Source organism: Streptococcus nasisuis, from assembly GCF_040836615.1.
In the GTDB taxonomy this organism is placed as follows: domain Bacteria; phylum Bacillota; class Bacilli; order Lactobacillales; family Streptococcaceae; genus Streptococcus; species Streptococcus suis_V.
The window spans coordinates 1,519,081-1,533,866 of sequence record NZ_CP162268.1; the positions used below are offsets into that span (position 1 = coordinate 1,519,081).

The 14,786-nt window shown below is 42.1% G+C and carries 18 protein-coding genes and 1 pseudogene; all 19 read left to right on the forward strand.

The features are described from left to right. Positions 1-34: 34 nt before the first annotated feature. The 19 genes and pseudogenes from AB1F57_RS07685 (at position 35) to nth (ending at position 14,580) form a co-directional block, all read left to right on the forward strand. Entirely contained in the window at positions 35-931 is an 897-nt protein-coding gene (locus AB1F57_RS07685) for a hypothetical protein (protein WP_367985576.1), read from the forward strand. An 18-nt stretch (positions 932-949) separates the two neighbouring features. Continuing rightward, entirely contained in the window at positions 950-1,666 is a 717-nt protein-coding gene (locus AB1F57_RS07690) for a DUF6572 domain-containing protein (protein WP_245169946.1), read from the forward strand. 232 nt (positions 1,667-1,898) lie between these two features. Continuing rightward, positions 1,899-2,159 (forward strand): hypothetical protein, encoded by a 261-nt coding sequence (locus AB1F57_RS07695; protein ID WP_167785388.1) that lies wholly within the window; start codon positions 1,899-1,901, stop codon positions 2,157-2,159. A 38-nt stretch (positions 2,160-2,197) separates the two neighbouring features. Next, positions 2,198-2,497 (forward strand): ABC transporter, encoded by a 300-nt coding sequence (locus tag AB1F57_RS07700; protein ID WP_167785389.1) that lies wholly within the window; start codon positions 2,198-2,200, stop codon positions 2,495-2,497. A 98-nt stretch (positions 2,498-2,595) separates the two neighbouring features. After that, positions 2,596-2,835, forward strand: a complete 240-nt coding sequence (locus AB1F57_RS07705; protein WP_209306930.1) for a hypothetical protein — start codon at positions 2,596-2,598, stop codon at positions 2,833-2,835. Positions 2,836-2,837: 2 nt separating this feature from the next. Continuing rightward, positions 2,838-3,404, forward strand: coding sequence for a DUF6572 domain-containing protein (locus tag AB1F57_RS07710; protein ID WP_254610622.1), 567 nt, complete (start codon positions 2,838-2,840; stop codon positions 3,402-3,404). Between the two features lie 55 nt (positions 3,405-3,459). Next, positions 3,460-4,227 carry a class I SAM-dependent methyltransferase gene (locus tag AB1F57_RS07715; RefSeq protein WP_105137822.1) on the forward strand — a complete coding sequence of 256 codons (768 nt, stop codon included), beginning with the start codon at positions 3,460-3,462 and terminating at the stop codon, positions 4,225-4,227. Next, positions 4,224-4,871: a pyroglutamyl-peptidase I gene (gene pcp / locus AB1F57_RS07720; protein ID WP_105137823.1), complete on the forward strand. Its 648-nt coding sequence runs from the start codon at positions 4,224-4,226 to the stop codon at positions 4,869-4,871. Before AB1F57_RS07715 ends, pcp begins: the two co-directional genes overlap by 4 nt. Before the next feature lie 11 nt (positions 4,872-4,882). Beyond that, on the forward strand, positions 4,883-5,179 hold the full coding sequence (locus tag AB1F57_RS07725) for a DUF4298 domain-containing protein (RefSeq protein ID WP_105123269.1): 297 nt from the start codon (positions 4,883-4,885) through the stop codon (positions 5,177-5,179). Between the two features lie 137 nt (positions 5,180-5,316). Beyond that, entirely contained in the window at positions 5,317-5,589 is a 273-nt protein-coding gene (rpsP, locus tag AB1F57_RS07730) for a 30S ribosomal protein S16 (RefSeq protein WP_105111987.1), read from the forward strand. A 21-nt stretch (positions 5,590-5,610) separates the two neighbouring features. Continuing rightward, positions 5,611-5,853: a KH domain-containing protein gene (locus tag AB1F57_RS07735; protein ID WP_105137825.1), complete on the forward strand. Its 243-nt coding sequence runs from the start codon at positions 5,611-5,613 to the stop codon at positions 5,851-5,853. A gap of 59 nt (positions 5,854-5,912) precedes the next feature. After that, positions 5,913-7,652 carry an ABC transporter ATP-binding protein gene (locus AB1F57_RS07740; RefSeq protein ID WP_167785391.1) on the forward strand — a complete coding sequence of 580 codons (1,740 nt, stop codon included), beginning with the start codon at positions 5,913-5,915 and terminating at the stop codon, positions 7,650-7,652. 9 nt (positions 7,653-7,661) lie between these two features. Then, a complete protein-coding gene (locus AB1F57_RS07745) occupies positions 7,662-9,431 on the forward strand; it encodes an ABC transporter ATP-binding protein (RefSeq protein WP_167785392.1) in 1,770 nt (589 codons plus the stop codon). Between the two features lie 76 nt (positions 9,432-9,507). Further along, the gene (locus AB1F57_RS07750) at positions 9,508-9,702 is read left to right on the forward strand and encodes a hypothetical protein (RefSeq protein WP_167785393.1); all 195 of its coding nucleotides are present in this window, start codon (positions 9,508-9,510) and stop codon (positions 9,700-9,702) included. Positions 9,703-9,961: 259 nt separating this feature from the next. Further along, positions 9,962-10,480 carry a ribosome maturation factor RimM gene (rimM, locus tag AB1F57_RS07755; RefSeq protein ID WP_167785394.1) on the forward strand — a complete coding sequence of 173 codons (519 nt, stop codon included), beginning with the start codon at positions 9,962-9,964 and terminating at the stop codon, positions 10,478-10,480. Next, positions 10,470-11,198, forward strand: coding sequence for a tRNA (guanosine(37)-N1)-methyltransferase TrmD (gene trmD, locus AB1F57_RS07760; RefSeq protein WP_167785395.1), 729 nt, complete (start codon positions 10,470-10,472; stop codon positions 11,196-11,198). Before rimM ends, trmD begins: the two co-directional genes overlap by 11 nt. Before the next feature lie 227 nt (positions 11,199-11,425). Next, a complete protein-coding gene (locus tag AB1F57_RS07765) occupies positions 11,426-12,448 on the forward strand; it encodes a branched-chain amino acid aminotransferase (protein ID WP_170239460.1) in 1,023 nt (340 codons plus the stop codon). A 173-nt stretch (positions 12,449-12,621) separates the two neighbouring features. After that, a pseudogene (locus tag AB1F57_RS07770) lies at positions 12,622-13,664 on the forward strand (IS630 family transposase). Between the two features lie 292 nt (positions 13,665-13,956). Continuing rightward, complete coding sequence (gene nth, locus AB1F57_RS07775; protein ID WP_167785397.1) at positions 13,957-14,580, forward strand: endonuclease III; 624 nt, start codon at positions 13,957-13,959, stop codon at positions 14,578-14,580. Positions 14,581-14,786 lie beyond the last annotated feature (206 nt).

Sequence of the window (14,786 nt, forward strand, 5' to 3'; positions counted from 1 at the left end):
AGTCTAGCTCAACGCTCGTCAAGGTCAGGACTTTGTGGACATACAAACGGTCGAGTTTGGTAAAATCGCCAGCAAGGTCGAGAATAACATCACGATCAAGATGACGGTTGATGGCGTGGAGCAGAAAATCCGAGTGGATGCGATTGGCTTTGACGAGGCAGGCAACATCCGCATCCAGGAATACACAACTGCTCAGAGTGGTTTGAAGTCTAGCCGTCAGAACCTCTTGGAAGACCTGTCCAAGTACGGCGGCACCATTGTCGGCGCAGGCAAGGGCGACTTTGTCGGCGGTGTTGAGATACCCACGGGCACACGGATTGATGTCGTGTCGCAGAAGACGGGGAATGTTACTGTTAAAGATGGTACAAGTGTTCAAAATACTGGGAAATTTAATTCTTTAGATCAGGAAATTGTAACGTTTACTAATCAGGAGTTCTCCCCTACAGCAAAGGCTCAGTCATGGCAAGGTGATGGTTTATATCCTGGAATTGATAACTATGTGGATGTTCGTTTGAATAAGGGAGATAAAATTTATATCTTAGAATCTGACTTTGAAGTGGCAAACAAAATGCAGTCTGGCTATGCGACGACTTGGGAAGCTGTCGAGCGGTCTAGTTATGATTCGAGGAAACTATCTGAAAGTCTGCAAATTAAGCCATACTTTGATAAAAAAACGAACCCCAATATTGCTGAGTATCGCAAACAAGTGACAGAGTATACTGTAACATCTGACGATTTATATGCTGCATTCGGAGAGAAAACCTTAGCAAATCCTCATTTTGGTAAGGGAGGAGCTCCGCAATATTTTGTTAAAGATATCCAAGAACAGATAATGGCTGGGAAATTAAGTAGGGGCGAGTCTATGCCATTAACTAATTTTGAGATTAGTTCGGCAGATTATAAGAAAATGCTCAAAGGATTTTTAGATTAAATAACGGAAAGGGAAAGTATGGACTTAGTATTTGAAGGAATTGCTATACAACTAGGCATGTCCTATGAAGAGATACCGGACGAAAAACAAAATTTATTTGAAATTACTCGTTTTGAATCGGGAAGTATTCTCTTAGAGCCAAAGCAAGCTATTTTGTATAAAAATAGGTTATTTTGGGCGAATTTGTGGTTTAAGAGCGGAAACTTAAGCAAGTTAACCTTGGATGGTAGATTAGGAAATCCTAACTTTTACGAGGTGCATGAAGAGGACAAGAGATGGCTTCATGATAATTTTGGGAAACCGACGGAAGAGAAGCAGTGGGGAGAGATTTATAATTTTGAAAAATTTCAGATTGTGGCTGAAGTAGATCCTCGTGGAATGGACGCTCAGATTACATTTAGACTTAGAGAGGATTTGCCAATTTTTGATACAGCAACCATCGACTCTCTCGGTATTGTAGATGGTCATCTTGAATTATTACTAGCAGACGGAAACGTATGGCTCCCTGACACCGAACAAGACCACCTATTCAAACTCCAAGAAAAGTTGAACAACTACATTCACTTTATCGAAAGTAAACAGTATGTGGACAGCTACGGGGATGACTTTACAGAAAAAGTTATCAATCTGACTTTCCAGTATGCTCCGTCAGACAATGGTCTTGCTTTCCTTGTGCAAGTTCAAAAAGTACTACAGCCGACAGATATTCGTTTGAAGGTTGTTGTGCCAGAGTAGAGTTTTAATTCCAGACAGGATTACCTTGTCTGGATTTTTTGGTATAATTGGAGGGTAGAAATATTCTTCATTGATACATAAGAAGCTAGGCTAGACTTGGTTTAAAGCGGAGCCTAGGAGTGGGAATGAAATTGGAGTTGTTATCTCTCGCATCCATTTTGAAACAAGTTGAGTAGCTCTGCTATTAACCACCCCGCAGACCGACCAACTAACGGATAAACAAATCAAAGAGTTGGAGTCAAAGAGTGATGCGGAGTTGGTTCAGGAGTTCTATCCGACTCTGGAGTCGGACTATAGTCAAATCAAAAATAGCACTTGGCAGGAGGAGAACAAGGAAGCCTTAGGCTTGGTTGATACTGGTCTCAAAATTTTGGCGGCCGTTGCCCTAGCAGCAGGAACGGTTATGACAGGAGGTGCTGCCCTTCTTTTTATTGACTCGCCATGGAATATTGAGGGGGTTGAAGTTTTGGATTCATGGTATATCAATCCATAGTATTCTCAAGGTTTAATGTATTAAGAGGTACAAATTTTATGATAGAAGAAGTAATTGATGCAATTAATGAACTTATTTATTTAATTGAAAAGTTTAAAATAAATGGTTTACAAGTTCAAGTAGATTATTTAAAACATCTAGAGCAGGAATTAAGAGAAAATTCTGTTCCTAAGCTGACTACAAGACAAAGAATGACTATCTATAATCAATTGTTTCCGCCAAGAGGAGGTCTTTCTGATATAAATTATTGGACAAATGATTTTGAGTCAAGAAAACAGATTAATGAACAACTTAATACTTTGAAAACGGTGATTTCGGACTATCTACTATTGGATTAGTATCAAATAATAACTTAGGGCTGGATGTCGCAAAAGATATTGCTAAAAGTCGAGGTGGTGTTACACTGGAGTCAACAAATGAAGATACCAATATTATTATGAAAGATTGGAATATAGAAGATACATCTACCATTGATGCTTGGGAAAGAGCATCAGATGTTTATGCAGAGCAAGTAACTGGGGAAGTTAGAGCCGTTGTGGGTAGTGAGTTACGAGAAGGAAATATTTGGGAAAATATTGAGTTGCCAAGATTAAAAAACAATCCAAAGGGAACTAAAATTACAACAATTGATCCTAAGACTGGTTTAGAAACAGTAATATTTGAAAGAGGTCAATAAAAATGGAAATTACAGGAACAAATTCAAAAATTAAATTTGTATTAGATGATGGGATTATAGTTACTGCTGATGGAGAATTATTAACAGGTAGGAAATTCTATGTTTATACCTCTACAATGGTTTATGAGAGTAATAATCAAAAACTCACCAATGTTGAGAAAAGAAAGATTATTGTTGATGCCCAACAAAGAACATCGGAATCAGCTATGACGCTTGTGTTTGATGAAATCACACCCGAAAAAAATAATTTCTATGATTTGAATACAGCAACCATCGACTCTATCGGTGTTGTGGACGGCCATCTGGAACTATTATTGGCAGATGGGAACGAATGGCTTCCTGACACCGAACAAGACCACTTGCTCCAGCTTCAAGAAAAGCTGAACAACTACATTCACTTTATCGAAAGCAAGCAGTATGTGGACAGCTACGGGGATGACTTTACAGAAAAAGTTATCAATCTGACTTTTCAGTACGCCCCATCGGATAACGGTCTTGCCTTTTTAGTGCAAGTTCAAAAAGTACTACAGCCAACAGATATTCGGTTGAAGGTTGTTGTGCCAGAGTAGAGTCATTTCTACAAAATGAAGACTACATTTTCAGTATTTCTGGTACAATAGACTTATGAAAACAATCGTCACAACAAGTCTTCGGATGAATCAGACCTTGGTTTTACAGGCTCAGAAAATAGCAACGCTTCTAAGTTTAGACTATCAAGACCGTCGTAAGAGGTCAGTCCAGTCCATCCTAGCAAAAACAGAAGCTGACGCGGTGCTTGTGGTATATCAGGGTCATCTAGTTTTGGAAGAAATAAATGGACAACGCTTCTTTTTCCACCCTGACACAGCTATCTTGCGTATCAAATCTGGAAGAGATCCGCTTTTGGAATTGCTCGGACCTAATAAACAAACCGTCCTGGACTGTACCATGGGGCTGGCTTCTGATAGTATTGTCCTAGCTAGTGCGGGACATCAGGTGACAGCCTTGGAGAGTTCTCTGCTTATTCATTTTATGGTGAGCCGAGGTCTGAAAGAGTTTGATAGTGGCAATGAAGCGGTTAATCAAGCCATGCGGTCTATTCAGACGATTTGGACGGACAGTTTGACTTATTTGAAAGAGCTGGCCGATCTATCGTTTGATGTCATTTACCTGGACCCCATGTTTTCGCAGGAGATTACGGAATCGGATAATCTTGATGGACTAAAACCCTTTGCCAATTACTCAGCTCTTTCTGAAGAAATTTTGGTTGAAGCCAAACGAGTGGCTAGAAGAAAAATTATTATTAAGGCACATTTTAGAGATCAGTCATTTGAAAAATTAGGTTTTAGACGCCATATCAGACCCAATCAAAAATTTCACTACGGAGAAATTATTTTGGAGGAGATTGAATGAAAATATTAGTAACAGGCTTTGATCCATTTGGAGGTGAGTCTATCAATCCTGCACTGGAGGTCATTAAATCTTTACCAAAGCAGATTGCAGGCGCAGAGATTCTTCTTGAGGAGATTCCAACTGTTTTTTATCAAGCTGCAAGTGTTCTTGAAGAAGCTATGGCTAAGTATGCACCAGATATTGTGCTATGTATTGGACAGGCTGGTGGAAGGACGGAATTAACACCAGAGCGTGTTGCCATTAATCAAGACGATGCTCGCATTCCAGATAATTTAGGACAACAACCAATTGACACTATGATTCGTGAAGATGGGCAACCTGCTTATTTTTCAACCTTACCCATCAAAGCAATGGTTGAAGCCATTCGTGCAGCAGGACTTCCAGCCTCTGTTTCTAATACCGCAGGGACCTTTGTCTGCAACCATCTCATGTACCAAGCTCTCTACTTAGCTGATAAACAATTTCCAAAGACTAAGGCTGGTTTTCTTCATATTCCGTTTCTACCGGAACAGGTTCTTGACAAACCAGGCTTTGCCTCTATGTCTCTAGCCGATATTGTTAGAGGAGTTGAAGCAGCCATTGGAGCAATAGTTGCATTTAAAGACAAAGAGGATGTGAAGAACGTTGGAGGTACAACACATTGATGGAGGATTGTATGGAAGCTAGGAAACGTGTCGAGGAGATGGAAAAAATATTTAATATGCATCTGGAGATGAACAAGTCCCTTGCTGATAGTGTTACCCAACTCAATCAGGCACAATCAAGTTATTTACGGTTGCTAGATTATTATCAAAGCCAGACCTATATGGAAGATCTTGATTTATCCAATAATGGTTATTTTGATGGTATTCCTTGTGGTGTATTGAGTGAAGATGGAGTCTATAATTTGCTTTTTGACCGCTCGAATTTAGCAAGTCAACTGAGAGAACTAGCAGATCTGCTTGAGCAATAAAAATGGCAATAAAATTTTTAAAAAGTGTCAAGTTTTTTTCTTGACACCAGATGAAAGTGTGTTATAATAGAACATGTGCTAAATAGCTCTGCTATTTCACCAAAAAGAAAAACATATAAGAAAAGAGAAGATAAAAAATGGCAGTAAAAATCCGTTTGACTCGTATGGGTTCTAAAAAGAAGCCTTTCTACCGTATTAACGTAGCTGATTCACGCGCTCCACGCGATGGTCGTTTCATCGAAACAGTTGGTACTTACAACCCACTTTTGGCTGAAAACTCAGTAACTCTTAAAGAAGAGCGTGTTCTTGAGTGGTTGGCAAAAGGTGCACAACCATCTGACACAGTTCGTGCCCTTCTTTCTAACGCTGGCGTTATGAAGAAATTCCACGAATCAAAATTCTCTAAATAAGAACAGTAAGCGAGACTACTTATGGACATGATTGAAAATCTCATTATTGCGATTGTGAAACCCTTGATTTCACAGCCTGACAGCTTGACGATTAAAATCGTTGATACACCTGAATTTTTGGAATATCATTTGGATTTGGAACAATCGGATATTGGCCGTGTTATCGGTAGAAAAGGACGAACGATTTCTGCAATTCGTACGATTGTCTATTCTGTCCCAACAAGTGGTAAAAAAGTTCGTTTAGTGATTGACGAGAAAGAATAAGAAGGTCACCATTTGGTGGCTTTTTACTTACTTCAAGATAAAAAACTAGAAAGGGAATTATGAAACTTATTTGGAACTATCTGAAACACTATCCAAAATGGTTGATATTAGACCTGTTTGCCGGAATTTTGTTCGTAGCGGTCAACCTTGGTTTGCCAACCTTCTTGGCTCGGATGATTGACCAAGGGCTCACGCAAAATAATCTTGACCAAGTCTATTTCTGGGCTTGGATGATGTTGATAATCGTTGTGTTGGGCATTGTCGGTCGTGTCCTTTTGGCCTATGCTGCTGGACAGTTGACGACCAATATTGTCAAGGATATCCGCAATGATTTGTATGAAAAAATCCAAGATTATTCCCATCATGAATACGAGCAGATTGGTGTTTCTTCGCTTGTGACACGGATTACCAATGATGCCTTTGTCCTCATGCAGTTTGCGGAGCAGGTTCTGCGACTGGGCGTTATCACGCCTATGATGATGATTGCCTCGGTCATCATGACCCTGGTGACTAGTCCTGGACTGGCTTGGACAGTAGCAGTGGCTATGCCTTTCTTGGTCTGGGTCGTCTATTATGTGGCCATCAAGACCCGCCCTTTGTCTGAAATGCAGCAGCAAAAGTTGGACACGATTAACCAGTACGTCCGTGAAAATCTCATGGGGTTGCGGGTCATCCGGGCTTTTGCGCGCGAAGAATTTCAAGAAGAACGATTTGAGCAGGTCAATGAGGATTACACCGGTATTTCTAAGAAACTCTTCATCTTGACAGGTTTGACGGAGCCACTTTTTGTACAAATCATTATTGCCATGATTGTGGCCATTGTCTGGTTTGCCCTTGCTCCGCTCAGAGAAGGTAGCTTGCAAATCGGTGACCTAGTTGCCTTTATTGAGTATGGTTTTCATGCCCTTTTCTCCTTCTTGCTTTTTGCTAATCTCTTTACCATGTATCCCCGGACAGCAGTTTCGGCCAAGCGGATTCAGGAAGTTCTGGACATGCCGATTTCGATTTCTAAAAATGAAGATGGGATTACAGAGACAGAAACCCGCGGTTACCTGGAATTTGACAATGTGACCTTTGCCTATCCAGGTGAGACCGAGTCGCCTGTTCTCCACAATATCTCCTTTAAGGCAGAACCTGGTCAGACCATTGCCTTTATTGGCTCAACGGGTTCTGGTAAGTCTACTCTGGTCCAGCTCATTCCGCGATTTTTCGATGTGACCCTGGGCCGGATCTTGGTAGATGGTGTGGATGTCAGACGCTACAATTTGAAAGCCCTCCGCAGCAAGATTGGCTTTATTCCGCAGAAAGCTCTGCTATTTACCGGAACAATCGCCGAAAACCTCAAGTATGGAAAGCTGGATGCCAGCATGACGGAGCTGGATGCGGCGGCTGATGTGGCTCAGGCCAAGGATTTTATCGAAAGCAAGGAAGACCGGTTTGAGACCCATTTGGCAGAAGGCGGTAGCAATCTGTCTGGCGGGCAAAAACAGCGACTGTCTATCGCACGTGCCATTGTCAAGGAACCAGAAATCTATATCTTTGATGATTCCTTCTCTGCCTTGGACTATCGGACAGATGCGATTTTACGCAAGCGCCTCAAGGAAGTGACGGAAAATGCGACTGTCCTTATCGTTGCCCAGCGTGTGGGAACCATTATGGATGCGGACCAGATTATTGTCCTCAACGAAGGGGAAATTGTCGGTCGTGGTAAGCACGATGAGTTAATGGAAAGCAATGAATTCTACCGTGAAATTGCCAATTCTCAACTCAATCGTCAGTCCTTGACAGAAGAAGAATAGGAGGGTGATATGAAGAATACAAATGTTTTTAAGCGTGTTTGGACCTATTTGCGGACCTACAAAAGCTCTATCATTATTGCTATCCTTATGAAGATTCTCAGTGCCATTATGAATACCTTAGAGCCCCTGGTGCTGGGTATGGTTATCACCGAACTAACAGCAAACTTATTGGATATGGCCAAGGGTGTTGAAGGAGCCGGTATCAACGTGCCTTATGTCGCAACCCTCCTAGCAATTTACGCCTTCCGTGCCCTCATGTACGAAGTTGGAGCTTATTTTTCTAACTATTTCATGACCAAGGGTGTTCAACATGCTGTCCGTGATATGCGCCAGGACTTGAGTCAAAAAATCAATCGAATCCCGGTTTCCTATTTTGACAAGGAGCAGTATGGTGACCTCCTGAGCCGCTTTACCAATGACGTTGAGACGGTTTCCAATGCCCTACAGCAGAGTTTCCTGCAAATTGTCAATGCGGCCTTGATTTTGACCTTTGCGATTGGCATGACCTTCTACCTCAATGTTTCCCTGGCCTTGGTCGTTCTGCTCTTGGTACCCCTGACTTACTTTAGTTCCAGCTATATCATCAAGCGCTCCCAGCCTTATTTCAAGGAACAGGCTGCTATCCTGGGTCGCCTCAATGGCTTTATCCAGGAAAATCTGACCGGTTTCCATGTTTTGAAACTCTACGGACGGGAAGAGCAGTCTAAACTTGAATTTCGCCAAATTACTACGGACCTGCAGGAGGTTGGTTTCAAGGCTAGCTTTACCTCTGGCATGATGATGCCGGTGGTTCAGGGCTTGTCAAACCTGACCTATGTTATCATTGCCCTCTTGGCTGGTCTCCAGGTTTTGGCGGGGCGTCTGACAGTTGGTAATTTGCAGGCCTTCGTCCAATATGTCTTCCAAATTTCTCAGCCGGTGCAAACCCTGACCCAGCTAGCTCCCCAGTTGCAGTCTGCTAAATCTTCCCTGGAGCGCATTTTTTCAGTCCTAGATGAGGTGGATGAGGTCAACGCCAATGAGCAAGCCTTGACAGACAATCTGACCGGCCAAGTCAGCTTTGAAAATGTTGAATTTGGCTATTCTGAGGACAAGCCTCTCATTCGCAATTTCAATCTGGAAGTCAAGCCAGGTGAAATGGTGGCCATCGTTGGACCAACGGGTGCCGGAAAAACGACACTCATTAACCTGTTGATGCGATTTTACGATGTAACATCTGGAGCCATTAAGGTCGACGGTCACGATATTCGTCAATTATCACGCCAGTCCTACCGTAGTCAATTTGGTATGGTTCTGCAGGATGCCTGGCTTTATGAAGGAACTATCAAGGAAAACCTTCGTTTTGGTCGCCTGGATGCCACTGATGAGGAAATTGTTGAGGCAGCCAAGATTGCCAATGTGGACCACTTTATCCGTACCCTACCTGGCGGTTATAATATGGAGATGAACCAGGAATCCAGCAATATTTCGCAGGGGCAGAAACAGCTTTTGACCATTGCGCGTGCCTTGCTAGCTGATCCCTCCATTCTCATTCTTGATGAGGCGACCTCATCCGTTGATACCCGCTTGGAATTGCTGATTCAGAAGGCTATGAAACGGCTCATGCAGGGCAGAACCAGTTTTGTCATCGCCCATCGACTGTCAACCATTCAAGAGGCGGATAAGATTCTGGTCCTCAAAGACGGCCAAATCATTGAACAGGGCAATCATGAAAGCTTGCTAGCCCAGGAAGGATTCTACTATAATCTCTATCAAAGTCAGTTTAGCAGCAGTCAGTAAGGTTTTCACAGTGATATTTTCCGAAATTGGCTAGATTTGTTATGCTAATACTAGAAATAACAGGGAGTATGAGTACATGACTAAATCTCAACTGGTTTTAACAATCCTATCGCTCATCATCCTGGCTGTCTATCTGGGCTTTCGAAAGACAAGCATCGACCTTTCAGAGGCGGACAGAATTGTTATCCGAAACGAAGACTGTCAGCAAATTGCTGTTCTAGAAGGAAAGGACGCTGCGCGTCTTCATTCAGATGTGCCACTATTTCTTTGATAATCCTAGCAAGCAGAACGCCCCCGCAGGTAGATAAGTTCTACTTTTTGGAATTTTTGCCCAGCGGTAAAAACGCCTACCTCTACAAATCCAAAGGAGCAACCTATCTGGAATTGCCCTATGTAAAAATGGTCAAAACCAAGAAAGATATTGAGGAGATTCTCCCAAGATAAGTCGGCGCTAGCCGGCTTTTTCAATCCCTTGAGAAATCTCTGCTCCCATGTTAAAATAGATGAATAGAAAAACAAACGGAGAACACATGAATTATTTTAACGTAGGAAAAATTGTCAATACCCAAGGCTTGCAAGGAGAAATGCGTGTCCTGTCTGTGACGGATTTCGCTGAGGAACGTTTTAAAAAAGGCGCAGTCTTGGCGCTTTTTGATGACAAGGATCAGTTTGTCATGGAAGTGGAGATTGCCAATCACCGCAAGGCCAAGAACTTTGATATCATCAAGTTCAAGGGTATGTACCATATCAATGACATTGAAAAGTACAAGGGCTTCAGCCTGAAAATCGCAGAAGAAAACTTGTCAGACTTGGACGAGGGTGAATTTTACTACCACGAGATTATTGGTCTGGATGTTTATGAGAATGATAACCTGATTGGACAGGTCAAGGAAATCTTGCAACCTGGTGCCAACGATGTCTGGGTAGTCAAGCGAAAAGGTAAGAAAGATTTGCTCTTGCCTTACATTCCACCAGTTGTTCTGAATGTTGATATTGAAAATAATCGAGTAGATGTGGAGTTACTAGAGGGGCTGGACGATGAAAATTGATATTTTAACCCTGTTTCCAGAGATGTTTGCCCCTCTGGAGCATTCCATTGTCGGTAAGGCCCGTGAAAAAGGGCTCCTGGAGGTCAACTACCACAACTTTCGGGAACAGGCTGAGAAGGCTCGCCATGTTGATGATGAGCCATACGGTGGTGGACAGGGTATGTTGCTACGAGCCCAGCCCATTTTTGATACCATGGACCAGATTGAACAGACCAATCCCCGTGTTATCTTGCTAGACCCTGCTGGTCGTACCTTTGACCAAAGCTACGCAGAGGAACTGGCACAGGAAGAGCAGTTGATTTTTATCTGCGGTCACTATGAGGGCTATGATGAGCGGATTAAGACCTTGGTGACGGACGAAATCTCCCTCGGAGATTATGTTCTGACAGGTGGAGAATTGGCAGCCATGACTATGATTGATGCTACCGTTCGCTTGATTCCAGAGGTCATTGGCAAGGAAGCTAGCCATACGGACGACAGCTTTTCATCTGGCTTGCTGGAATATCCTCAGTACACCCGTCCCTATGAATATAGGGGCATGGTCGTGCCAGATGTCCTCATGAGCGGACACCATGAAAATATCCGCAAATGGCGTTTGGAGCAGAGTTTGCGAAAGACCTATGAGCGTCGTCCCGACCTGCTAGAGAAATATGAAATGACGGCAGAAGAGAAAGAAATTTTCCAGAAAATCAAAGCAGAAGTATCACCAGAAGATTAGGGACAATCCTTGTTCCTTTTCTTTTTTATTAGATTGACAAAATTTTCTGAATTTTTCTTGAAATTCATTATCAAAAGTAGTAGAATAGTAAAAAATAAGAAGCTGTATCCAGTAATTTTGCTGGAATTTTGACAGTGTCTCAAGAAAACGAAGGCTGAGTGGCAGAAAACCAACCTTCGTTAGAGGCGTTGAGCTGTAAATCCAGCTTCTAACAAGGAGTGAACACTATGACTGTAAATCTTGATTGGGAAAATCTAGGCTTTTCCTATATGAAATTACCCTATCGTTTTATTGCGCATTTTAAAGATGGCCAATGGAGCAAGGGAGAGTTGACAGATGATGCAAATTTGCACATTTCAGAAAGTTCTCCAGCCCTCCATTACGGTCAACAAGCTTTTGAAGGGCTAAAAGCTTATCGCACCAAGGAAGGAAAGCTCCAGCTCTTCCGTCCCGACCAAAATGCGGAGCGTTTGCAACGCACTGCTGACCGCCTTCTCATGGAGCCCGTACCAACGGAACTCTTTGTCGAGGCTTGTATGCAGGTCGTAAAAGCCAATGCGGACTATGTGCCACCTTACGGCACGGGAGGTACCCTCTACCTTCGCCCTCTCCTTATCGGTGTGGGGGATATCATCGGTGTTAAGCCAGCTGATGAGTATATTTTCACTGTATTTGCGATGCCAGTTGGTGCTTACTTCAAGGGTGGATTGGCGCCGACCAACTTCCTCATTCAGGACAAGTACGATCGCGCGGCACCAAATGGTACAGGGGCAGCCAAGGTTGGTGGTAACTATGCAGCTTCCCTCCTGCCTGGCCAATATGCCAAAAAACAAGGCTTCTCAGATGTCATTTACCTTGACCCTGCGACCCACACTAAGATTGAAGAAGTGGGGTCAGCCAATTTCTTCGGTATTACGGCGGATAATGAATTTGTCACCCCAGTTTCGCCTTCAATTCTACCTTCCATTACCAAATATTCTCTCCTCTATCTGGCAGAGCATCGTCTGGGAATGAAGGCTGTGGAACGTGAAGTCCTTGTCGAAGAATTAGACCAGTTTATTGAAGCTGGTGCCTGCGGAACAGCAGCTGTTATCTCTCCAATAGGCGGAGTGCAGCATGGCGATAAATTCCATGTCTTCTACAGTGAGACTGAGGTAGGACCTGTTACTCGTAAGCTCTATGACGAATTAACAGGAATCCAATTCGGTGATGTTGAAGCTCCTGCAGGCTGGATTGTTGAAGTGGAATAAAATTAACACTCTATTTTTGCATGTTTATGTGCAGAGGTAGGGTATTTTGTTTTTTAGGTACCAAAATGCTTTTTTTTAGTATTTATACTTATAAATAATTGAAGACTGTGGTAAAATGAAGTAATGAATAAGTTACACTTAACAAAAATCAAAAATAGTGGCTTAATGGCATTATGACAAACAAACTCACCCCCACTCAAGTTCACGAATTAAAACAAGCCCTCAGAGATAAGACAAATGCTCCACATCACAGAAAAATTCAGGCTCTCATTCTTTACTCAGAAAACCAGAACCTAACAGCTAGCGCAAAATCAGTGGGCTTTGTCCATCAAACAGTTCGAAACCTCTTGAATCACTATCTTGACGGAGGGTTACTGACATTCCTTACTGACAATCGTGGCGGACGTCGTCGCGCCTACATGACACAAGAAGAGGAAGAACAATTCCTGAATGAGCAACTTTCTTCTGCTCTTAAGGGAGAATTGGTGACGATTAATTCTCTTTTGGCAGCCTATCAGACAAAAGTTGGTCGAAAAACGACTCGGGAAGGATTATACGCTCTCTTAAAACGCCATGGTTGGCGTAAAGTCAGCCCCCGCCCCCAACATCCTAAAAAAGCAGACGCGGAAGCCATTTTAGTGTCTAAAAATAAAATCTTTGTGCTAAGAGAGGTTGAGTAAGCGCTTTATTAATGGGAAATCGTATCAAAAAATCCAGGATGAGGCGGGTTTTTGTCCTATTAGTAAATAGGAAAATCTTGGGCTCCAAAAGGGTATAGACCTAGTGTCGCAAGTCACCATATCCGTGAATATCGCTATTGTTATGGTGCTGTGGACACCCACTCAGGAGAATCATTTTTCATCATAGCAGGTGGTTGTAATAGTGATTGGATGAATGAATTTCTACACCAATTGTCAGAAGCTTATCAGATGACTACATTATTCTAGTCATGGACAATGCCGTCTGGCATAAATCTCAGACATTGAATATCCCTGAGAATATAGAATTTACCTTTATTCCACATTACACACTAGAGATGAACCCTATTGAGCAAATCTGGGCTGAAATCCGCAAACGTGGTTTCAAGAATAAGATATTTAGAAGCTTGAATGAGGTTATTGATAAATTTCAAGAGGTTATTCAAAATCTATCTCCTTCTCAACTCAAATCAATTGTACGTAGAGATTGGAGCTTGGCTATTTTTGATTTTAGTTGAGTATTGGTTAAAAACGACTGATATGAAACGTTTTCAGGATATTTTCAATAAGCATAATTAGTAATAATTTCATCATTTTTATGATAAAATCAATTGATATATCTAAGGATTCTATCTGGAAAATAATTACTATGCAGATCGGAATATAAATGTATAAAAATACAAAAAATATATTTTTCTTTGGTAATTTTAAGAGAAGTAGTTTTTTCCTTGGATAATTAAGTTTATTCAGTATTCTCTATATGTTCCAAGGAGCAAGAGAATTTTCAAGAAATAAGGACTAGAGGTTTACATGGTATTATCAAAAAAACGTGCACGAAAAGTGATTGAAGAAATTATTGCCCTCTATCCAGACGCCAAGCCAAGTTTGGATTTTAGAAATCATTTCGAACTGCTGGTAGCGGTTATGTTGTCTGCTCAGACGACAGATGCGGCGGTCAATAAGGCAACCCCTGCCTTGTTTGAGGCCTATCCGACACCAGAGGCTATGGCAGAAGCCGAGGTCAAAGACATTGAACCCTATATTTCGCGTCTGGGTCTTTACCGTAACAAGGCTAAATTCCTCAAAGAATGCGCCCAGCAGTTGCTGGATCAATTCAGCGGAGTGGTGCCACAGACGCGTGATGAATTGGAAAGTTTGGCTGGAGTAGGCCGCAAGACCGCCAACGTCGTCATGAGTGTCGGCTTTGGCATCCCAGCTTTTGCGGTGGATACGCATGTCGGTCGCATCTGCAAACACCATGACATTGTCAAAAAATCAGCTACGCCACTGGAAACAGAAAAACGGGTCATGGAAGTTTTGCCACCAGAACTCTGGCTCCCAGCCCATCAGGCCATGATTTATTTTGGACGGGAAGTCTGCCATCCGAAAAATCCAGAATGCGCAAAATTCCCGCAGTTATATGAATTTGATTAAAAAATCTTCAGTTTTTGGAGATTTTTTCGATTGTTAGGACAATTTCATTTAGAAAACAAGAATGTTTTTTTGAATTTGTTCTAAAATATTCTCAAAAATCGAATAATACGAATGAAGTGACGTTCTAAATGTTGAACAATCGAGAATAAACGAACGTTAATCATCTGTATGGCTTTGTATTTGACAAAAACCAAACGATAGTATAT